At 31.9% G+C, this 16,697-nt stretch carries 14 protein-coding genes; 13 read left to right on the top strand and 1 reads right to left on the bottom strand.

Annotated features, from left to right (window positions below):
- The 10 genes from LN736_RS17765 to LN736_RS17725 all read left to right on the top strand — a co-directional run.
- A partial coding sequence (locus LN736_RS17765) for a UTRA domain-containing protein (protein WP_229982123.1) occupies window positions 1-339 on the top strand: 339 nt, incomplete at its 5' end.
- Window positions 340-380: 41 nt separating this feature from the next.
- Window positions 381-578: a hypothetical protein gene (locus tag LN736_RS17760; RefSeq protein WP_229982122.1), complete on the top strand. Its 198-nt coding sequence runs from the start codon at window positions 381-383 to the stop codon at window positions 576-578.
- Between the two features lie 631 nt (window positions 579-1,209).
- Entirely contained in the window at window positions 1,210-1,995 is a 786-nt protein-coding gene (locus LN736_RS17755; RefSeq protein ID WP_150357901.1) for a TetR/AcrR family transcriptional regulator, read from the top strand.
- A gap of 89 nt (window positions 1,996-2,084) precedes the next feature.
- Window positions 2,085-3,467, top strand: coding sequence for a radical SAM protein (locus tag LN736_RS17750; RefSeq protein WP_150357902.1), 1,383 nt, complete (start codon window positions 2,085-2,087; stop codon window positions 3,465-3,467).
- A gap of 184 nt (window positions 3,468-3,651) precedes the next feature.
- A complete protein-coding gene (locus LN736_RS17745; protein WP_229982121.1) occupies window positions 3,652-4,179 on the top strand; it encodes a MarR family winged helix-turn-helix transcriptional regulator in 528 nt (175 codons plus the stop codon).
- A gap of 66 nt (window positions 4,180-4,245) precedes the next feature.
- A complete protein-coding gene (locus LN736_RS17740; protein WP_179977751.1) occupies window positions 4,246-4,701 on the top strand; it encodes a Fur family transcriptional regulator in 456 nt (151 codons plus the stop codon).
- A gap of 310 nt (window positions 4,702-5,011) precedes the next feature.
- Entirely contained in the window at window positions 5,012-5,140 is a 129-nt protein-coding gene (locus LN736_RS19060) for a hypothetical protein (protein WP_268253955.1), read from the top strand.
- Window positions 5,141-5,498: 358 nt separating this feature from the next.
- Window positions 5,499-5,981, top strand: a complete 483-nt coding sequence (locus LN736_RS17735; RefSeq protein WP_150357905.1) for a hypothetical protein — start codon at window positions 5,499-5,501, stop codon at window positions 5,979-5,981.
- Between the two features lie 256 nt (window positions 5,982-6,237).
- Complete coding sequence (locus tag LN736_RS17730) at window positions 6,238-8,181, top strand: hypothetical protein (RefSeq protein WP_150357906.1); 1,944 nt, start codon at window positions 6,238-6,240, stop codon at window positions 8,179-8,181.
- A 67-nt stretch (window positions 8,182-8,248) separates the two neighbouring features.
- Window positions 8,249-11,353: a leucine-rich repeat protein gene (locus LN736_RS17725; protein ID WP_229982120.1), complete on the top strand. Its 3,105-nt coding sequence runs from the start codon at window positions 8,249-8,251 to the stop codon at window positions 11,351-11,353.
- Window positions 11,354-11,416: 63 nt separating this feature from the next.
- Here LN736_RS17725 and LN736_RS17720 read toward each other — a convergent pair whose 3' ends face one another.
- Entirely contained in the window at window positions 11,417-13,162 is a 1,746-nt protein-coding gene (locus tag LN736_RS17720; RefSeq protein ID WP_229982119.1) for an SGNH/GDSL hydrolase family protein, read from the bottom strand.
- Between the two features lie 832 nt (window positions 13,163-13,994).
- On the opposite strand from LN736_RS17720, the gene LN736_RS17715 reads away from it, so the two are divergent.
- The 3 genes from LN736_RS17715 to LN736_RS17705 all read left to right on the top strand — a co-directional run.
- Window positions 13,995-14,366 (top strand): hypothetical protein, encoded by a 372-nt coding sequence (locus LN736_RS17715; protein ID WP_229982118.1) that lies wholly within the window; start codon window positions 13,995-13,997, stop codon window positions 14,364-14,366.
- Window positions 14,367-14,663: 297 nt separating this feature from the next.
- Window positions 14,664-15,344 (top strand): response regulator transcription factor, encoded by a 681-nt coding sequence (locus tag LN736_RS17710; RefSeq protein WP_150357910.1) that lies wholly within the window; start codon window positions 14,664-14,666, stop codon window positions 15,342-15,344.
- A 128-nt stretch (window positions 15,345-15,472) separates the two neighbouring features.
- A partial coding sequence (locus tag LN736_RS17705; protein WP_229982117.1) for a HAMP domain-containing sensor histidine kinase occupies window positions 15,473-16,697 on the top strand: 1,225 nt, incomplete at its 3' end.

The following is a 16,697-nucleotide window of genomic DNA, read 5'->3' as shown; positions in this document are numbered from 1 at the left end:
ATGATCCGGAGACTATTTTATACTGAAGGAGAACCTATGGCCTATGATATAAAATATCTTTTGTATAAAAGAGGAGTTCCAATTGTGGAGAATGAAATCGAAAATGCAACTTTCCCGGAAATGATATCCGATAGGACTTCTCTCTATGATTTAAACAAGGAACTTATCATATATGCTAAAATTCCGGAAGAAAAGATGAAAAAATTGCTTCACATACAGAATAAAATTGCCTTGCTTGTAGTAGAGCAAAAATTATACGATATTGAAGATAAACCCATTGGACTTGGAATAACTTATTTTCGTGGGGATTATATTAAATTGCATGGAGTAAGTAAATAGTTGGAAAAGATGTGTATCAAGGGAGAAAACAGGAATCTATTTTGGCTATTGTTCAGTCGATGGTGGTAATATCTCTAGCTGTGGCACCGGTTGTTGGTGCACTTCTGTTGAAATTTACTTCATGGCGGGGTATCTTTTTTGCACAGGCTATTTTAGGTGTTGTTGTGGTTGCTGGTTCAATGCTTCTATGGCTTTTATTTCTTCATCTTCATATATTTATCAGGATGGCTTTGGATTAAGCAGCCAGGAATATAGTTATTTTTTTGCATTTAATGCTATAGGAATGTTGGGACAGCAAAAGAATGATACTGGTTCAGCATCATCGTTAATTAGCTCGATTACAACTGTAATGGGAAGTATCGGGATGATTCTTGTTTCACTTAACCGACGGAATCCCGTGCGGAGTGCTGGCAGAATCAATATTTTGATTGGCGTCTTGTGTGGAGTAGCCTGGTTAATTACAATCAGGAGACCACTTCTGAGTAAAATTGTGAATTAAAATAATTATAATTTATGTCGTCAAATATATTGATTTAATAAAGTAAAAGTGTTAGAATTACAATGAATAATGAACGACTAGTAGAATAATATTCATTATTCTACATGATCACTAAAACCTATGTCATGACTGGCAAGGTAAAAATTGAGGCAATACCGATGAAAGTGGAGTAGGATTAAATCTTTATATAACTATAAAATTACCTAATAATGATGTATTTAGATACTTCTTTTTCAGACGCAAAAAGGAGATGATATTTTAAATTTATGAATGGAGACTAATTATATTGCTTTGTAACAATGATGTAATAAGAATAAATAGTGAATATACAGTCATTTGACATTCATAAAATTTAGAGAGGATATAAACAAATGAATCATAGCATTAAGAAAATAATAAAAAAGGCCGCAGAGAAATTGATCTTACAGAAAGGATTCAGAGATACTACAATTAAGGAGATTTCAAAAAGTGCAAAAATATCTGTAGGCACTATCTATCGCTATTACAAAAATAAAGAAGAAATCCTCAATGATATAGGAAGAATGGATTTAAAGGATGTATCTTATTCTCAGGACAATAAGCGGAAAGAAATAATGAATGTTGCACTTGATGTTTTTGGAACAAAAGGATATACTAGAACAAACATGGAGGATATAGCCAATAAAATGGGTATGTCAAAAGCCTTTATTTATCAATACTTTAATAATAAAGATGAACTATTTCTTTCTACAATTAGGGAATCTTCACAAATGCAGACCATTTTTAATCTGTCTAAGATTAATGAACCTATAAATATAGAAGAGAGTTTAACAGAAATCGGAATGACATTTCTTTCTATATTTAAGAATCCGCGAAAATTAAAACTAATGCGTATTATTATTGCAGAAACTCCTAATTTTCCAGAAATAGGAGAATTCTTTTTCCGCCAGGTGGTTGAAAAAGTTACAGAAAGTTTAAGTAAAATATTAAAGCCTTATGCTTCTAGCGATATAGATCCTGTGCTATCAATTAGACTTTTTATTGGGGCTATTTGGTCATTAGTTTTTTTACAAGAAATGTTGCCTTTGAAGGATAGAAAATATGATGATAAAGCTATTATTAGGAATGCTATAAAAATATTTCAGCATGGGTTTTTGAAATATGATAATAATTCATGAACTATTTTAGATAAAGTTAGTTGAAAATATTATTCTTTATATTAGATGCTATATTTTCATGAATAAATATTTTATAAGGAGGAATTTGTATGAAGATAATAGATAATTTAGAAAAGGCTACTAAACAAACCATTGTAAATAAGATTGTTGGTTATCTTGATAAAAACCCGGAAAAAAATATAGATAAAATATTTGAGGCTATTAAAATGCTAACTAAAGATGAATCTGCATTGGCTCAAATTGAATTTGTTCAGAGTTATTATAACAATGACAAATACAAGCATGAATATATTCAGGATATCTTAAAAAATACGGATACCAAATGCTTGAAAAAATTTTTCTCATGTTTTTTTGCAAATGCGAACTGGTTTGCTGGACCGAGAAGGCAGAAATATATGGATGAAGAGGATACTAAAATACCATTTGTTATGCTTTTAAGCCCATCTATGAGATGTCCGCTTCATTGCAAGGGATGCTATGCCTCAAGTTTTAGTAAAAAGGATGATATTCCACCGGAGGAGGTTGACAGGATTATAGGAGAAGCAAGGGATCTTGGAATTTATTATATTATTATTTTAGGTGGAGAACCTTTCTTTAATGACTATCTTCTGGACATTTATGAGAAATATGATGATGTAATGTTTACACCATTTACCAGCGGACTTTTTCTTAATGAAAAAATTGCAGATAGACTCAAAAAAAGCGGCAACGTGATACCTATGCTTTCAGTTGAAGGTTTTGAAGAGGATACTGATGCACGTAGAGGAAAGGGAACATACCAAAAGGTATTGAAAGCTATGGATATGCTTCATGAAAGAGGGATACTGTTCGGGGTGTCTTCAGCTGTTACGAGGACTAATATAAATACAGTGCTCAGCGATGAATTTACAGATATGTTAATTAGAAAAGGCTCTAAAATGAGCTGGTACTTTTTATTCATGCCTGTCAATGGGGAAGATGAAGACTTTGACATGATGCTTACAGGAGAACAGAGAGATTATCTTGGAAGGAGAAACAGAGAAATAAGGGCTAATAAACCGTATTTTACTATAGATTTCTTTAATGATGCCCCGTATGTTGGAGGATGCATTGCAGGTAAATACTTTTTCCATGTTAATTCTAAAGAAGATGTTGAACCGTGCATATTTTCACATTTTTCAACTGTTAATTTAAAAGGCAGGCATTTGATAGATGCATTCAGGGATCCATTCTTTAAGAAATTAAGATCTATGCAGCCCTATAATAAAAACATGTTGAGACCATGCAGTATGATAGATAATACCAATGTCATAATAAATGTATGCAAGGAAGTAGGGGCTAAGCCGGACGATGCTGGAGCGGAGAAAATGCTTCATGACCCTGAATTTCACGAAAAGATAACGAAGTCGTCGAAAGAATTTGCACCATATGCTGAAAAAACCTGGCAGGAATTTTTTAAGGGGAGTGGCAATGATAAGTTTGCTAAAGGATAAAATATAAAGGAAAAGCTGCATTGAGTGTACGGCTATTTCCATAATAATAAATACACAATTCCCGAGCTAAGAGGCTCGGGAAAATTTTTTTGTAAAGATGCTTGACATTTTAGTAAGGACCTGTACAATAATATTTAGTAAGGTACCTTACTAAAATTTTATACTTTAACAGGAGGGAAATAAGATGGATGAAGACAAACAAGATCTATTGTGCTTATTTACACGTATTGAGTGGCTTTTGCACAGATACTACCATTATTACCGTACAGTTCATGGACCAATGGGCAACCCTCATAGAGGTCAAGGAAGGATCTTATCTTTGCTTAAAATGCAGCCTGAGATTACTCAGAAAAAGTTAACGTATCTTTTAGATATGCGCCCTCAATCTGTTGGAGAGTTACTGGCTAAGTTGGAACAAAATGGTTATATCACACGTACAGCCTCAGAGGCTGATCGCAGGAGAATAAATATCAAGCTTACTGAGTCCGGAGCTGAAGTAGTCAACAAAGGGAATCAACAGCCTGAAGATTTCAATGAAATTTTTGATTGTTTGACACAAGAAGAGCAGTATACTTTTAAGGAATATCTTAACCGTATTATTGATTCGCTGGAACAAAAAACGGAAGCTAATCAGAGGGACTCAGATTTTGGAGGTTATAAACGACAGCATAGCTGTGGACATCATCGTAGTAAACGGCATGAATATTTTTAACAAGTATAAAAAATAATGATATTGAGCTAAAGCTAGGTGATTTAGGCTATAGAGGGGGATTCGTATATGGAAAAAATAAAGCATCTCGAATACTTTGAGAAAATTATTATAGATAATGGTATTATAATGACTCCTCAACGTAGGGCTATTCTGGATGTTCTCTTTACAAATAGAAAACGACATTTAACAGTTGAAGAAATATGGCATCAAGCCAAAAATATATTTTCACAAATAGGTATTCCAACGGTTTATAGAACTGTAAATCAGTTAGAAAGCATTGGCATTTTATACAAAATAATGGTACAGGGAAACTGTTGTAAGTATCAACTAACTGATCACGAGGAGAAAAATAAGCACAGACATTTTATATGCACTAGATGTGGCAGTATTACTGATATATATTTACCGGAAATGAGTATGACAGAACAACAAATTGAAAACAGGTATCATGTAAAAATTGAAAATCAAAATATTATCTATTACGGTCTATGTACACAATGTATTCAAGTGAGTGAAGAATAATTAAAGAATTAGTTAGCGGGAACGCATTTGATATAATAAGTTTTTCTTATAAACCTGCCAAGTTTTTTTCATCCAAAATAAAGCCTCCCCAAAAATCTAATCTTGTATATTCATTGATCGAAAAGGCAAATTTTTCAAATTAGATATTTCTAAGATGTGAATCACATAATGTAGACACAATTTTCACATTTTATGTACAATTTTCTTAATTATAATTCTCCTATTGTACTAAAGCTGTGCAGCAATTATTTAATTAAAAATTACTAAATATGAGGATACTAATATTTTATAATGAATCAGGGGATAATTTATGAGGGAAATTAATATAAAGAGAAATAGAAAATTCAACAAAAATATAATGTATTACACTTTGATTATGACACTGATAACTTATATTAAGCCTGTACTTGATGAAATTGTTGAACTACTCGCAGAGTAATAAAAAGTAAGAAAAAGCATATTGAAACGGCTAAAGCCAATGGATTGGAGCCATACAGCTATTTTGAATTCTTAAAAGAATGCTTGCTCTGGGATTCATGGGTTAAGTGTTCCTTTAAAAATAACAAACAGCAAAAATAAGACCACTCTAAAAATGAATGGTCTTTATTTTTGTATACCAGATAATTTATTGCTTACATATAAAATCGTAAGAATGAAGGGCATAAAATTTTTATAAGTAGATTATTAAAATATTTGTTTAGATGAGAATCACATTAATTTAACATTATGATGACATTTTATTAACATAATTCCTTATTATAATGTATTTGTAATCAAATTTAAGGAGGAAAAGATAAATGTTAAAAATGAAGTACAAATTAATATCAGCAGCTATGGTTATAGCTCCAATATTAAGCACAGGAGTTGCTACAACAGTAAGTGCTGCTCCAAGGAATTATGGACCTGAGCCAAAACCAATAGTTTACAAGTACTCTTATGGAAGCTTTAAAGCTTCAATGGATAAGCTTGTAGCATCTGGGGTGATAAATTCTTACCAGGAATCAAAGGTGTTGAACATATTCAATACTAACAAATCGATTTTTAAGGATGCACTGGATAATTTAGTAACAGCAGGAATAATAAATAGCGATCAGGAATCGAAGATATTCGTTGCATACTATGATGCATATGATTATGCATATGATTATGTTGCACCGACACCAGCTCCAGCACAGAAAGATAATTCGGGTCATAAAGATATTCCAAAGAACAATGCTGGAGGATTTAATAAAGGTGGAGCACCTAATGTTGCAACTCCAGCACCAGTGGCGCATAAATAAGACAAGCATATAAAAGTTTAAGTTAATTTAATAAAGTACACGCCAATTGAAAAATACATGCTAAATATTTGACGTGTACTTTTTTATAATTATCTCACATGTTCTTATTTTTCCTTAAAATATAAATAAAATAACTAAAAATGGATATATTGTATTAAATTACAGGTTATAAGAAGATTTGCTCTGTTAATTATGAAAATCTAAGAATAAGTGAGTGTGTTAAAGAAATTTAAAGATTACAGAGGGAGGAAAAATAATGAAAAGGACAAAAATTCTTATTACTTGTACAGTCATTGCTGCTGTAATGAGTAGTATAGTTTACCTGGCTTCTGCTAAAACAATGCCATTTAAAGCATCAGCTGCAGCAAATGCTGTGTTATCTGCACAGAATTCTAAAACAGTTGAAGCTGGTTCTACTTGGGTTGTCAATACAACTACAAAGTTACGAAGGTTGATCATTGGCAAAAAGGCCACCATTACCGCACCAGAAGGTTATGATGTGACACTGTCAGTTAATGGTACTGGAAAAACAATTAAAGAAGGTATGTATAGTGGCAACATTGTACTTTCCATAACTAAGCAAAATGTGGTCAAGTATTCTTCTGCTCTTACACATTATTTTAAACAGGCATTATATGTAGATTCTTCTGGAGTTGCAGCTGACAAGTCTGTTTTAGCCGAAATAATTGGTGGAAATGTGTCAAATGTTTCTGCAAATAATATACATATTACATCAGAAGAAGAAAAATTCAATGGTATTTATGTTTCTGGTGGCATTTACAACGTCAATGCCGCTAAAATTAGATTGACAGGTAATGGAGGCAATGACTTTGCTGGTTACGGTGCAGGTATTATGTCAACTGGCGTGAACACAAGGCTTATAGTAGATAATACAAATATTCAAACTCATGGTGCAATCCGCCCTGCCATTGTTGCTGGTGGAGGCAGTAATCTGATTGTTAAAAATACCAATGTTGATGTTAAAAATGGTATTCTTCCATCAGACTATAAGCCAAATGCAAAACCAGGCTATATGAAATCAGTACCCTGGATGCTTGGCCTTTCAGGCAACTGCAGAGCAACTAATGCAATAGGAAATAATACTACTGCCACATACATTAATTCTTCACTATCCTCCGAGGGATGGGGTGTTCTTTCCGTTGATGACTGCAGGAATACAAAACTTACTGCTATAAATAGTGGAATTGTTAATACTGGTAATAGTGGATATGGGGCTTATGCAACAGGTTCAGCTGTAGACAGCTTCTATGGCTGTAAATTCAAGGTTGCTGACTACGGTTTGATTATTACTAATGGCAGTGGTATTTTTGGTGCTAGTACACCTACTAAATTAGTCATACTTAATAGTAACTTGAATCTTGGTCTTACTTCAAGGGAGTTAAAATCTCTGCAAAAGAAACAAACTACTGTCAAATCTGGCCGTTTTGGTATTATGTGGCATGGCAATGGATCTGTAGATATTGCAGATGGTACAGTTTTTGAAACTGGGGAAACTACTTTTTTAGTTAAAAGTGCTGCTGCAAATATTAGTGTAGATGGTTCTAAAGGCGCTCATATACGATCTAAAACAGGAGTTATTTTACAATTGATGGACAGTGACGATCCAGGTACAGTTCAGGGTAATGATGGGGTGATGTACACTACAGGTGTGTATCATGAGCCAAGTGGTGCTGCTGTATTGGATAAAAATCATGATACTTCCACGGCCGTAAAGGATACAGATACTGTTGCTGAATTTTCTAATATAAGTTTAAAGGGCAACTTTTATAATTCTACCCGTGGTGGTATGGGGAAAGATATGATGGGTAAGATGGTAAACTTAGATAAAAATCTTTCTTTAAAATTTGACAACGCTAAAATAAATGGTGTAATTTCGTCTTCTACTGCTAGGCATAAAAAAGATACGATTACATCTGTAGACTATAAACAGCTGGGAGAAGTCACAAATAAAGTCAGTAGTGCTGTTAACAATGGGGTGATTTTATCCTTGATTAATGGCTCAAATTGGATTGTTGCCGGTGATTCATATTTGACAAGTCTAACTATTGATAATAATTCTAAAATTACTGCTCCTGGTGGATATAAGGTTACAATGAAGGTTAATGGAATTGAAAAAAATATTGAAACTGGTACTTACAAGGGTAATATAAAGCTTGCAATTACGCCGATAAGACATTAATCACATAATGCTTTGATACAATCTTAGTATATTTAATTTGATTATTATATTTACAGGAGGATGCTATATGAGAATATGGAAAATACGGAGATATTTAATTTTATCTTTTTTATTAATTTATTCACTTTCCAATTTCAATATGATTTCTTTGGTTTTTGCGGCTGGCAATAAGTCGAATGGCCAATTTAAATCAAATGTGACTACAACTACAAAAAATGAAAAGTATGGAAATTGGAAATTTACAGTTACGACAACTACAGACAATTCAGTATCACCATCAAAAGCAACTAAAACAGCAAAGATAACTCAGTATAGTGGAACTAGTGATACTACAGTTGTAGTTCCTGGAATTCTTGACGGAGCTATTGTAAATGAGATAGGATCACAGGCTTTTGCACGTCATTCTGAAATACGTTCACTTTATGTACCGGACGGAATTACGAAAATTGATTCATGGGCATTCTATGATTGCAACAGTGTAGCTGTTATAAGTATTGCAAATGCCAATGTAGCTCTAAGTACAGATGCTTTTGAAAGTAATCCCAATGTTGTAGTATATTTAAATTCAAAATATAATATTGAAAATACAAATAAACTTGTGAATGCACTTGGCAGTAAAAATAAGGTATCCAAAACAGGTTATACTGAAACAACAGTAGATATTAAAGATTTAAACAATAATGATCCATATACGGCAGCGGATAAAACACTATGTGCTAATTATGGAACTTATCTTAATGTAAAAACTTATCCTATTTCAAAGACAAATATTAATGTTGTACTAAGAGGAACTGGGTGCAAAGTTAATTCAAGTACATTTAACAGTAAAACAAACACATACATATATACTATTTCAGGAACTCTTACTGGAATTGTTGACTATAGTCTTGCTGTCACTATAGCAGATAGTCTTAAAGGTAAGGTTAAGGCAGGAGAACTGAATAAGACATTCAGAGCACTTACTCAATCTGAAGCAGATAAACTCAATAAAAAAATAGCATCAGATTCAAGCTATGGAGCTATTAAGGGCAGATTTAATTTTAAAGAAGGCTATTATATAAATGGTAACAGAGTTAATCTTGATCCAAATGTCATGGCATATGATGTAAAGACTGGCACTATAATCTGTAAATATGTTAATGGAACTGCAACTCATGGTAAATTGGTTGATGCAAATAATTATGACAATCTTTCTTATAAATATGTTGCATATAAAGACACTGACAATGATGGGGATGTAGATGTTATTTATTATTCACCCTTTGATCTCAGCGCAGATGAAGATACTGCATCAATTTTAGATGATGATAAATACCTTAACGGGTTAAGTGCAAGGAAGGAAATGGATCCGGCCTATTATTCTTTTGCAAATTCTGTAATTACAGCAGATGGAAAAAATTTGGAATATGATAATCCACTTAAACTTAAATCTGCAGATACTTCGTTTGTATATACTAACAAAAATGGTCAGGATCAAACTTATAAAGGAGATCGTGTTTTGGGGGGTGCCAACCAAGAACGCAGCATTCTTTGGGCTACTAATTATGGAGCTATAAAGGCAAAAAGGATTAATGCAAAAAGTACTTCCACAGGGAACTGGGCAAAAATGTCATATGAGACGGGCCTCACAAATTATAATACTGAAGTTGTTATGCAATGGGGGATGAATGCATTACTTTATGCTACACAGGGTGGTACTGTAATACTTGGAGAAAAAGGCAATAGCACACATCACAGCACACTCTTGGCAACAGGTGATGGTGCTAATGGTGTTATTGCGGCTTGTGGCGGAAAAAATACAGGAAGTAGTGCAGCAAAATCTTCTACATCTAAAGTATATGTTTATAATACAGATTTTAATCTCGAAGGATGGAACAATCATGTAGCCGATTGTGTGTATGGCGGCTATGCACATCTTGAAAATGTTACTGCTTCAACTGGGAAAAAAGGTTCATATTCAGTAGGGCAGGCTTCTTCGCTGGCAAATGATTTCGGCAATGGTGTTGTTGAAGTTAATAATTATACAGCCAAAGTTTATGGGAATCGTTCTGCAGGTGCATATGTTATTGGCAGCGGTGTAATTTCTGCTGATAAATCATCTCTTACTTCATATGCTGATGCTGGTGCTGTTATTGCGAGTGGAGGGACTTATCATATAACAGACAGTCAGATAAAAGGTGTTATTGGAATTAAAAATAGAGGCGGAGGAACAGGTACTTCAGATATTTCTAATTCAACTATTACGGCATTTAGAAATTATAACGGCTATATTACAGGAAATAAAGCAAAGGCAGCTGCGGAAACGTGGAAAAATGCAAGTGGAAGCTATGTACTTATGCAATATATGATGAGCGACCCTGCAATGACTATAGGTAAATTATGTAAAAACTATAATATTACAGGAGCTGCTAAAAAAACATTACTTAATAAACTCAGTAATATTGCTAATAAAATGTATACAGATAGTACACTTCTGCGCAACAGTGTTTTAGACAATACTTACTACAACTATTCTGCTGGATCATATACTGGTTCTACTGACTTTTATTATGTGCCGTATCTGACGGCTGGCAGCAGTTTTGGTGGGAACATAAATTCTGTGTTGGATTTTGAGGCATCAAGTACGACCTTGAATCTTACAAATAATAAATATATAAACAGAAACAAGAATGATTATAATTATCTTATTGCCTCTGAAGCAGGTTCTTCACCAACAGTTAATTTTGTTGATAGCAGTGGAACAATTAACGGTATAATATGGAATGAAGGTAATGTCAGCAGAGCTGTTGAGGGAATGGCAGGTAATAGAAAGTCTTCTTTGAAAGTAAATTTTAAAAATTCCAATTTTGAAGGAAATTTTGCCGATGGTAGTCTGGGGCTATGGGATGGATCTGCAAAGTATACAAATAATGCTGGTATTACTACAAGGCTAAATGGTAACTATTATGGAGCAGCGTCAAATTGGGGAATAACAGCATCATTTGATAAGAACTCTAAATGGAAGGTTACTAATGACAGCTATGTTGGAAAATTGACAATTGCGGATTTAAATAATATTTCTGCTGATAAGCCGGTGACGGTTTATTATAATACTATTGGAACTGGAAGCGATAAAAAATTAACCAATGGAGTAGTATATAATAAAGTAACTTTTATCCATAAGACCAACTAATAAAGAGTTTAACCTTTGTTTAAAAGGAGAATGGGTATGGATTTGTATGAGAATCAAATCTATTCATATGCTGTACAAGATATCTGTATCAAGTATTAAATAGTCTCCATTACATTGATATTCAAGCTTTATGAAATTGGCAAAAATACCTGAACCGATAATCTCCTTATGCGTATTATAGGTTATAATTGGTGAAGATTTTAGTTCCTTATATACTTCAATTGAAGCTTCATTTATTCTAACGTATATTTTAATGGATTTTGTAGACTCCTGAGAATTTGATTGAGTATTTATATATGCCAACTTTTTCAAATTCCCGACATCATCCAGACAGCTGCTTTTTCTCACGTATTCAATCAATTCAACAGTACCATTTTCAAACTCAAGTGCCAGCCCCGAATCTGCCCTATCCACGACAGGAACTAAAAATTTGGTTCTACTGGTGGAGATATTGCTGTCAATATTAAGCTTGAATAGAGCTTTATGCTCAAAATAATTTTGAAATTTATAAGGAGTCAAAAATTGTTTTGATATATCTCCATTGGTATCCTGGACTATCGATATCCTTGAACTGTAGTTTTTAAAATTCCGTGAAATATAAAATCCACCTGAGGCTGCTCTGTTAAATTTACCTGAATAAAGCTTTACCTTATTGAGGCCAAATCGCAAATTATCAACTAAAAATGGCCTGTTCACATTCATGGTTGAAAAATAGCTGTCTATAAATGTATCCTTTAGCACATATTTTTTGTCATTAAAAATAACATAGGGTTTTTCATCTTCAGATGAAGGAAGAGTATATCCTGGATTTTTAGGTACCTGAATCTGCATACTGTAAAGTTCAAGTCCATTTGATAAATTGAAAACTAAAAAATCCTGTAAAAGCGTATCCATGTCATCTTTTTTGCAGTAATATATAAAATTATTAAAAAGATTATTTCCATACCATAGATTTATAGGACTGTTTTCAAAAGAAACTTTATCACTTTCAACATTGCTTTTGATATTTTGTGAAGTAAAATCAATCTTAAGCTTATTTTTTCCATCAAGTACAACTACCCTTGGATTAAAATAAGCAAATATGGTTTCAGCTTCAAATTCATGACCTTTATCCTTAAAATGCAGATGATCTTGGCTTATGATGTTCTTTAAGCTATAAGTATCATTGTTTGATAACAGTTTCGATGTATAATAATTTAGATCCATTAATTGTATATTATACTTTTTGGCCAGATTCTTTTTAACTGTATTTGCTACAGAGTTTATGCTTTCACTGGTACGATAGGGATAACTGGAACTATCAGTACTTCCCGGTTCAACTGTAGCCTGTGTAGTCAATAAAAAAGGCTGTATATTATTTTTAAAACACCACAATATTATATTTTCAATGCTTCTTTTAAAATCACTCTCATAATCTTTAGTGGAAGTCACCCCGAGTCTGTCATTTATTCCAAATCCTATACCTATCATCTTTACATCCGAGTAATTTCCTGCAAATATACTATTTATATTTGAATATGCCCAGCTAGCAGTTTGTCCGGAGAACCCTGCATTATAAATTCTAGCTGTATTTGAACCTGTATATACCCTTACAAGATTTTGTAAATAAGTTGTAAAGGCATGTGGAGGCTGATGATCCTGTCCTATCTCATTTTTCACCCAGGATGTAGTCTCATTTCCATCCACAGTACTGTCTCCCAAAAAAGCTACTGGAAATTTTTCATTATTTTCCCATGATGTCCACGTATCCTGAAAGCTTACTTTTTCTCCACAGCAAATTTTACTTACAGTATATTTATCTGTTTTCATATTTTATCAATTTTAATTTTGAGCTAAGCTCTAAATTATTCATTAGACCATTATTAATATTGTTGACTCCATAGCTCTTTTTTGTCATTGTATTTATCCTCCAATTAAAAATATTACTTGAACTTTATTATATTTAAAGAATGTCAAGTAATTATGTTATTTTCAAATATTAGAATTAGGAACGTGGTTCAGAATTACAAAAAAATGTTCTCTTTTATAATTATATATGATTATAAAAGAGAACTCAGACTGTTTTTATTTTAAACTTAAATTTATGAAGGGTAAACAATTATAATAAAAATTCAATTACTGACTTCAGCATCACCTGAGAAACTTTGATGTACAAATACTCCTAGATTTTTTCCTTCAATAACTTATTTTAAATGAAATTATATTGGGTAATTAACTTTATAAGATGTCAAGATGTTGTTAAGTTTATGTGAGACTTTTTAACTTATATTTAGTTTAAATTTTATTCATAATTTGGTGGTAATTGTTTACAACAAAAATAGTTTGTTAATTGATATAACATGAAGGCGTAATAAATTAATTATATAATAATGGGTAAAAAATGTTATATGCACAGATACTGATAATATAGATCTTAGTTTGTATTTTATTTCTAACATATATCTTTTCCACCTAAAATTTAGCTCTAAGTAAATTAAAGCAAAAATTATGTCTGTAAGATGTCAAAAAAGTAGTGTTAAATTTATGTTAGGTTCTATATCACATAAAAATCACACAATTTCTACATATTAGACATAGATTTAATAGTTATTATTGAAATAAATCCAAAATAAATAAATATTAAATTTAGGAGGTAAGGAAAATGTTAAAAATGAAGTATAGGTTAATTTCAGCTATAATGGTTTTAGCACCATTGGTAAGTACAGGAGTTACCACGACGGTTCAGGCTAAGCCTGCTAATACAAAATCAGGAATAGTTTATAAAACCAAATACTCTTATGGAAATTTTAAAGCTCAACTTGATAAACTGGTAAAAGCAAGAATTATAAATAATTACCAGGAGTCGAAAATATTGAATGTGTTTAAATCTCAGGGAGATTTTAAAACTGGATTAGACAGGTTGGTAGCAGCTCATATTATAAACAGTTCACAGGAATCAAAAGTGATAGGAATCTTTAACGGTTCAGCTGCTAATGTGAAATCAACTCCTGCAAAGCAAGTGCATGTCAAATAAGTTGATATAGATACAAAATAATATTTACAGAAAAATAGAGGACAAGTAGTTAGTATATAATTAAAATTTCAGATAAATCTATAAATAGAAAGTATTTTATTTATAGATTTATCTATATCAGTAATTAGTTTATAAAAAGTGAGAGGAGAGAGTATAGCTTTTCTCTAACTTTTTATAGATTAATTAAAATTGTGATTTCCACTTGATATTAAAATATCAAGTAAATAAAAATTTGATAATAAATTTCTATTTATCATCATTATCAAAAATACTTTAGTTTGGATTGAGGTGATAAAATTGGCTAAAAGAATATATTTAGTTGAGGATGAAAATAGCTTAAGAATTTTATTACAAAAGTATCTTAAAAATGAAGGATATGATGTAACTACTTTTTCAAATGGTAGTTGTGCAAAGGAAAAAGTACCTGATACACCGGATCTTTGGATATTGGATATAATGCTTCCAGATATAAGTGGTTATGAGCTTATTAAGTGCATAAAGGCAAACAATAAAAATACTCCTGTCATATTTATGTCAGCAAGGAATGAAGAATTTGACAGGGTTGTGGGCTTAGAGCTGGGAAGTGATGATTATTTGTCTAAACCGTTTTTACCAAGAGAATTGGTTATAAGAACTAATAGGCTTCTAAATAGGGTGGTAATCAGTAAAGATAACAGTCCAAAAGATATAATTTTAAAAGTGGGGAGCTACTTTATCAATAAAAATCAAAGAACTGTTTCATTTGAAAATCAAGATATTCAGCTTACAAATAGAGAATTTGAATTGTTAAATTACCTTGCTGAAAATAAGAATAATCTAATATCCAGAGAGCAAATTTTAACAAGTGTATGGGGTATTGATTATTTTGGATCTGATAGGGTAGTGGATGATACTATAAGAAGGCTCAGAAAAAAAGTTAGCGAATTAACTATAGAAACAGTATATGGATATGGATATAAGCTAGTTGATAATGTATGAAGATATTTAAGATAAAATCATTGATGATGAGGATATGGATAACTTTCACAACTACCAGTATTATCATAATATTGTGCATTTCACTTTTATACCTATTTAACTTTAAAACGTTTGATGAGAATATTCATATGAAAGATATGAAAGTAGTTCATGAAATGTTACTCAAAAGTAATAATTTTAAGGAGCCTGTTAGATTTGATAAACTAAGAAATCTTAAAATGGTTAAAAGTTTTGTAGTTAATATAAATAACAGAAATGAAATAACCTATTTGAATAATCTTCCTAATAATATGCCACCTTTGCGTCAAGAAGTTAAAAACGGAAAGAATAAAGCTATTCCTACATATAAAGAAAATGGAAATCAAAGAAAAACTGTAGAACCTCGAGATAATGAAAGGCCTGAAAATAATAAAGATGTACAGTGGATGGTAAGTTATACGAAGCATTTAAAGATTGAAAAGGAATTTAAATCGTACCATAATAATAAAAAGTATTTGATTATTATGAGTCCAATAAAAAACAGCCATAAGGAAAAATTATGTTTAGTAACGTATATGCCGTATTTTACAGATAATAGATTTTTATACTATGCTATTGTTATAGGATTTATATTTATTGTCATAGCTTTTTTCACTTCAAAATTTGTTGCAGTATATATATCAAAACCCCTTAAAAAATTAGAAAACTATACAAAAGAAATAGCAGACAAGAATTGGGTTGAACCTATTAAAATTAGCAGTGATGATGAAATTGGCAAACTTGCCAGGTCAATGAATATCATGCAGAAGAAACTAAAATATGCCGATGAAAACGAGAAGATATTTCTCCAAAGTATATCCCACAGTTTAAAAACAACAGTCATGGTTATTATGAGCCATGCCCAGGCAATTATAGATGGTGTTTATATAGATTCTCCTGAAAGAACAGCAGAAATAATAAAGGATGAGTCAATTGGACTTGAGAAAAAGGTAAAACAGATACTCTATCTCAACACGTTGGAATATACATTGGAGAATAACCTTGAGAGTGAAAAGAATAAAAGCATGGATTTGAGGGATGTTGTCAGTGATATGGTGGATAAGTTTAAAGTAGTCAGTGATGATATTAAATGGGAATTAGAGACAAGCAGCAGCATTATCTTTGCAAATGAGGAAAAAATAAAGGTGTGTCTAGAAAATATACTGGACAATGCGTTGAGGTATGCCGAAAGCATTATAAAAATCAAGTTGAAAAAAGAGGGTGATTTTGCTGTAGTAGAAATATATGATGATGGAAAACATATTGATGAGGACAGTATAAAATTGATATTCAATCATATGTATAAAGATAAGACAGGTAATTTTGGACTGGGCC

This window comes from Clostridium aromativorans, from assembly GCF_020908015.1.
Taxonomy (GTDB): domain Bacteria; phylum Bacillota; class Clostridia; order Clostridiales; family Clostridiaceae; genus Clostridium_B; species Clostridium_B aromativorans.
This window is presented reverse-complemented; position numbering and strand designations above follow the sequence as displayed.

Coding starts and splice junctions, on each gene's coding strand:
- LN736_RS17755 (WP_150357901.1), top strand. CDS start 1,210: ATGAATCATAGCATTAAGAAAATAATAAAAAAGGCCGCAGAGAAATTG.
- LN736_RS17740 (WP_179977751.1), top strand. CDS start 4,246: ATGGAAAAAATAAAGCATCTCGAATACTTTGAGAAAATTATTATAGAT.
- LN736_RS17750 (WP_150357902.1), top strand. CDS start 2,085: ATGAAGATAATAGATAATTTAGAAAAGGCTACTAAACAAACCATTGTA.
- LN736_RS17725 (WP_229982120.1), top strand. CDS start 8,249: ATGAGAATATGGAAAATACGGAGATATTTAATTTTATCTTTTTTATTA.
- LN736_RS17720 (WP_229982119.1), bottom strand. CDS start 13,162: ATGAAAACAGATAAATATACTGTAAGTAAAATTTGCTGTGGAGAAAAA.
- LN736_RS17735 (WP_150357905.1), top strand. CDS start 5,499: ATGTTAAAAATGAAGTACAAATTAATATCAGCAGCTATGGTTATAGCT.
- LN736_RS17715 (WP_229982118.1), top strand. CDS start 13,995: ATGTTAAAAATGAAGTATAGGTTAATTTCAGCTATAATGGTTTTAGCA.
- LN736_RS19060 (WP_268253955.1), top strand. CDS start 5,012: ATGAGGGAAATTAATATAAAGAGAAATAGAAAATTCAACAAAAATATA.
- LN736_RS17745 (WP_229982121.1), top strand. CDS start 3,652: ATGGATGAAGACAAACAAGATCTATTGTGCTTATTTACACGTATTGAG.
- LN736_RS17730 (WP_150357906.1), top strand. CDS start 6,238: ATGAAAAGGACAAAAATTCTTATTACTTGTACAGTCATTGCTGCTGTA.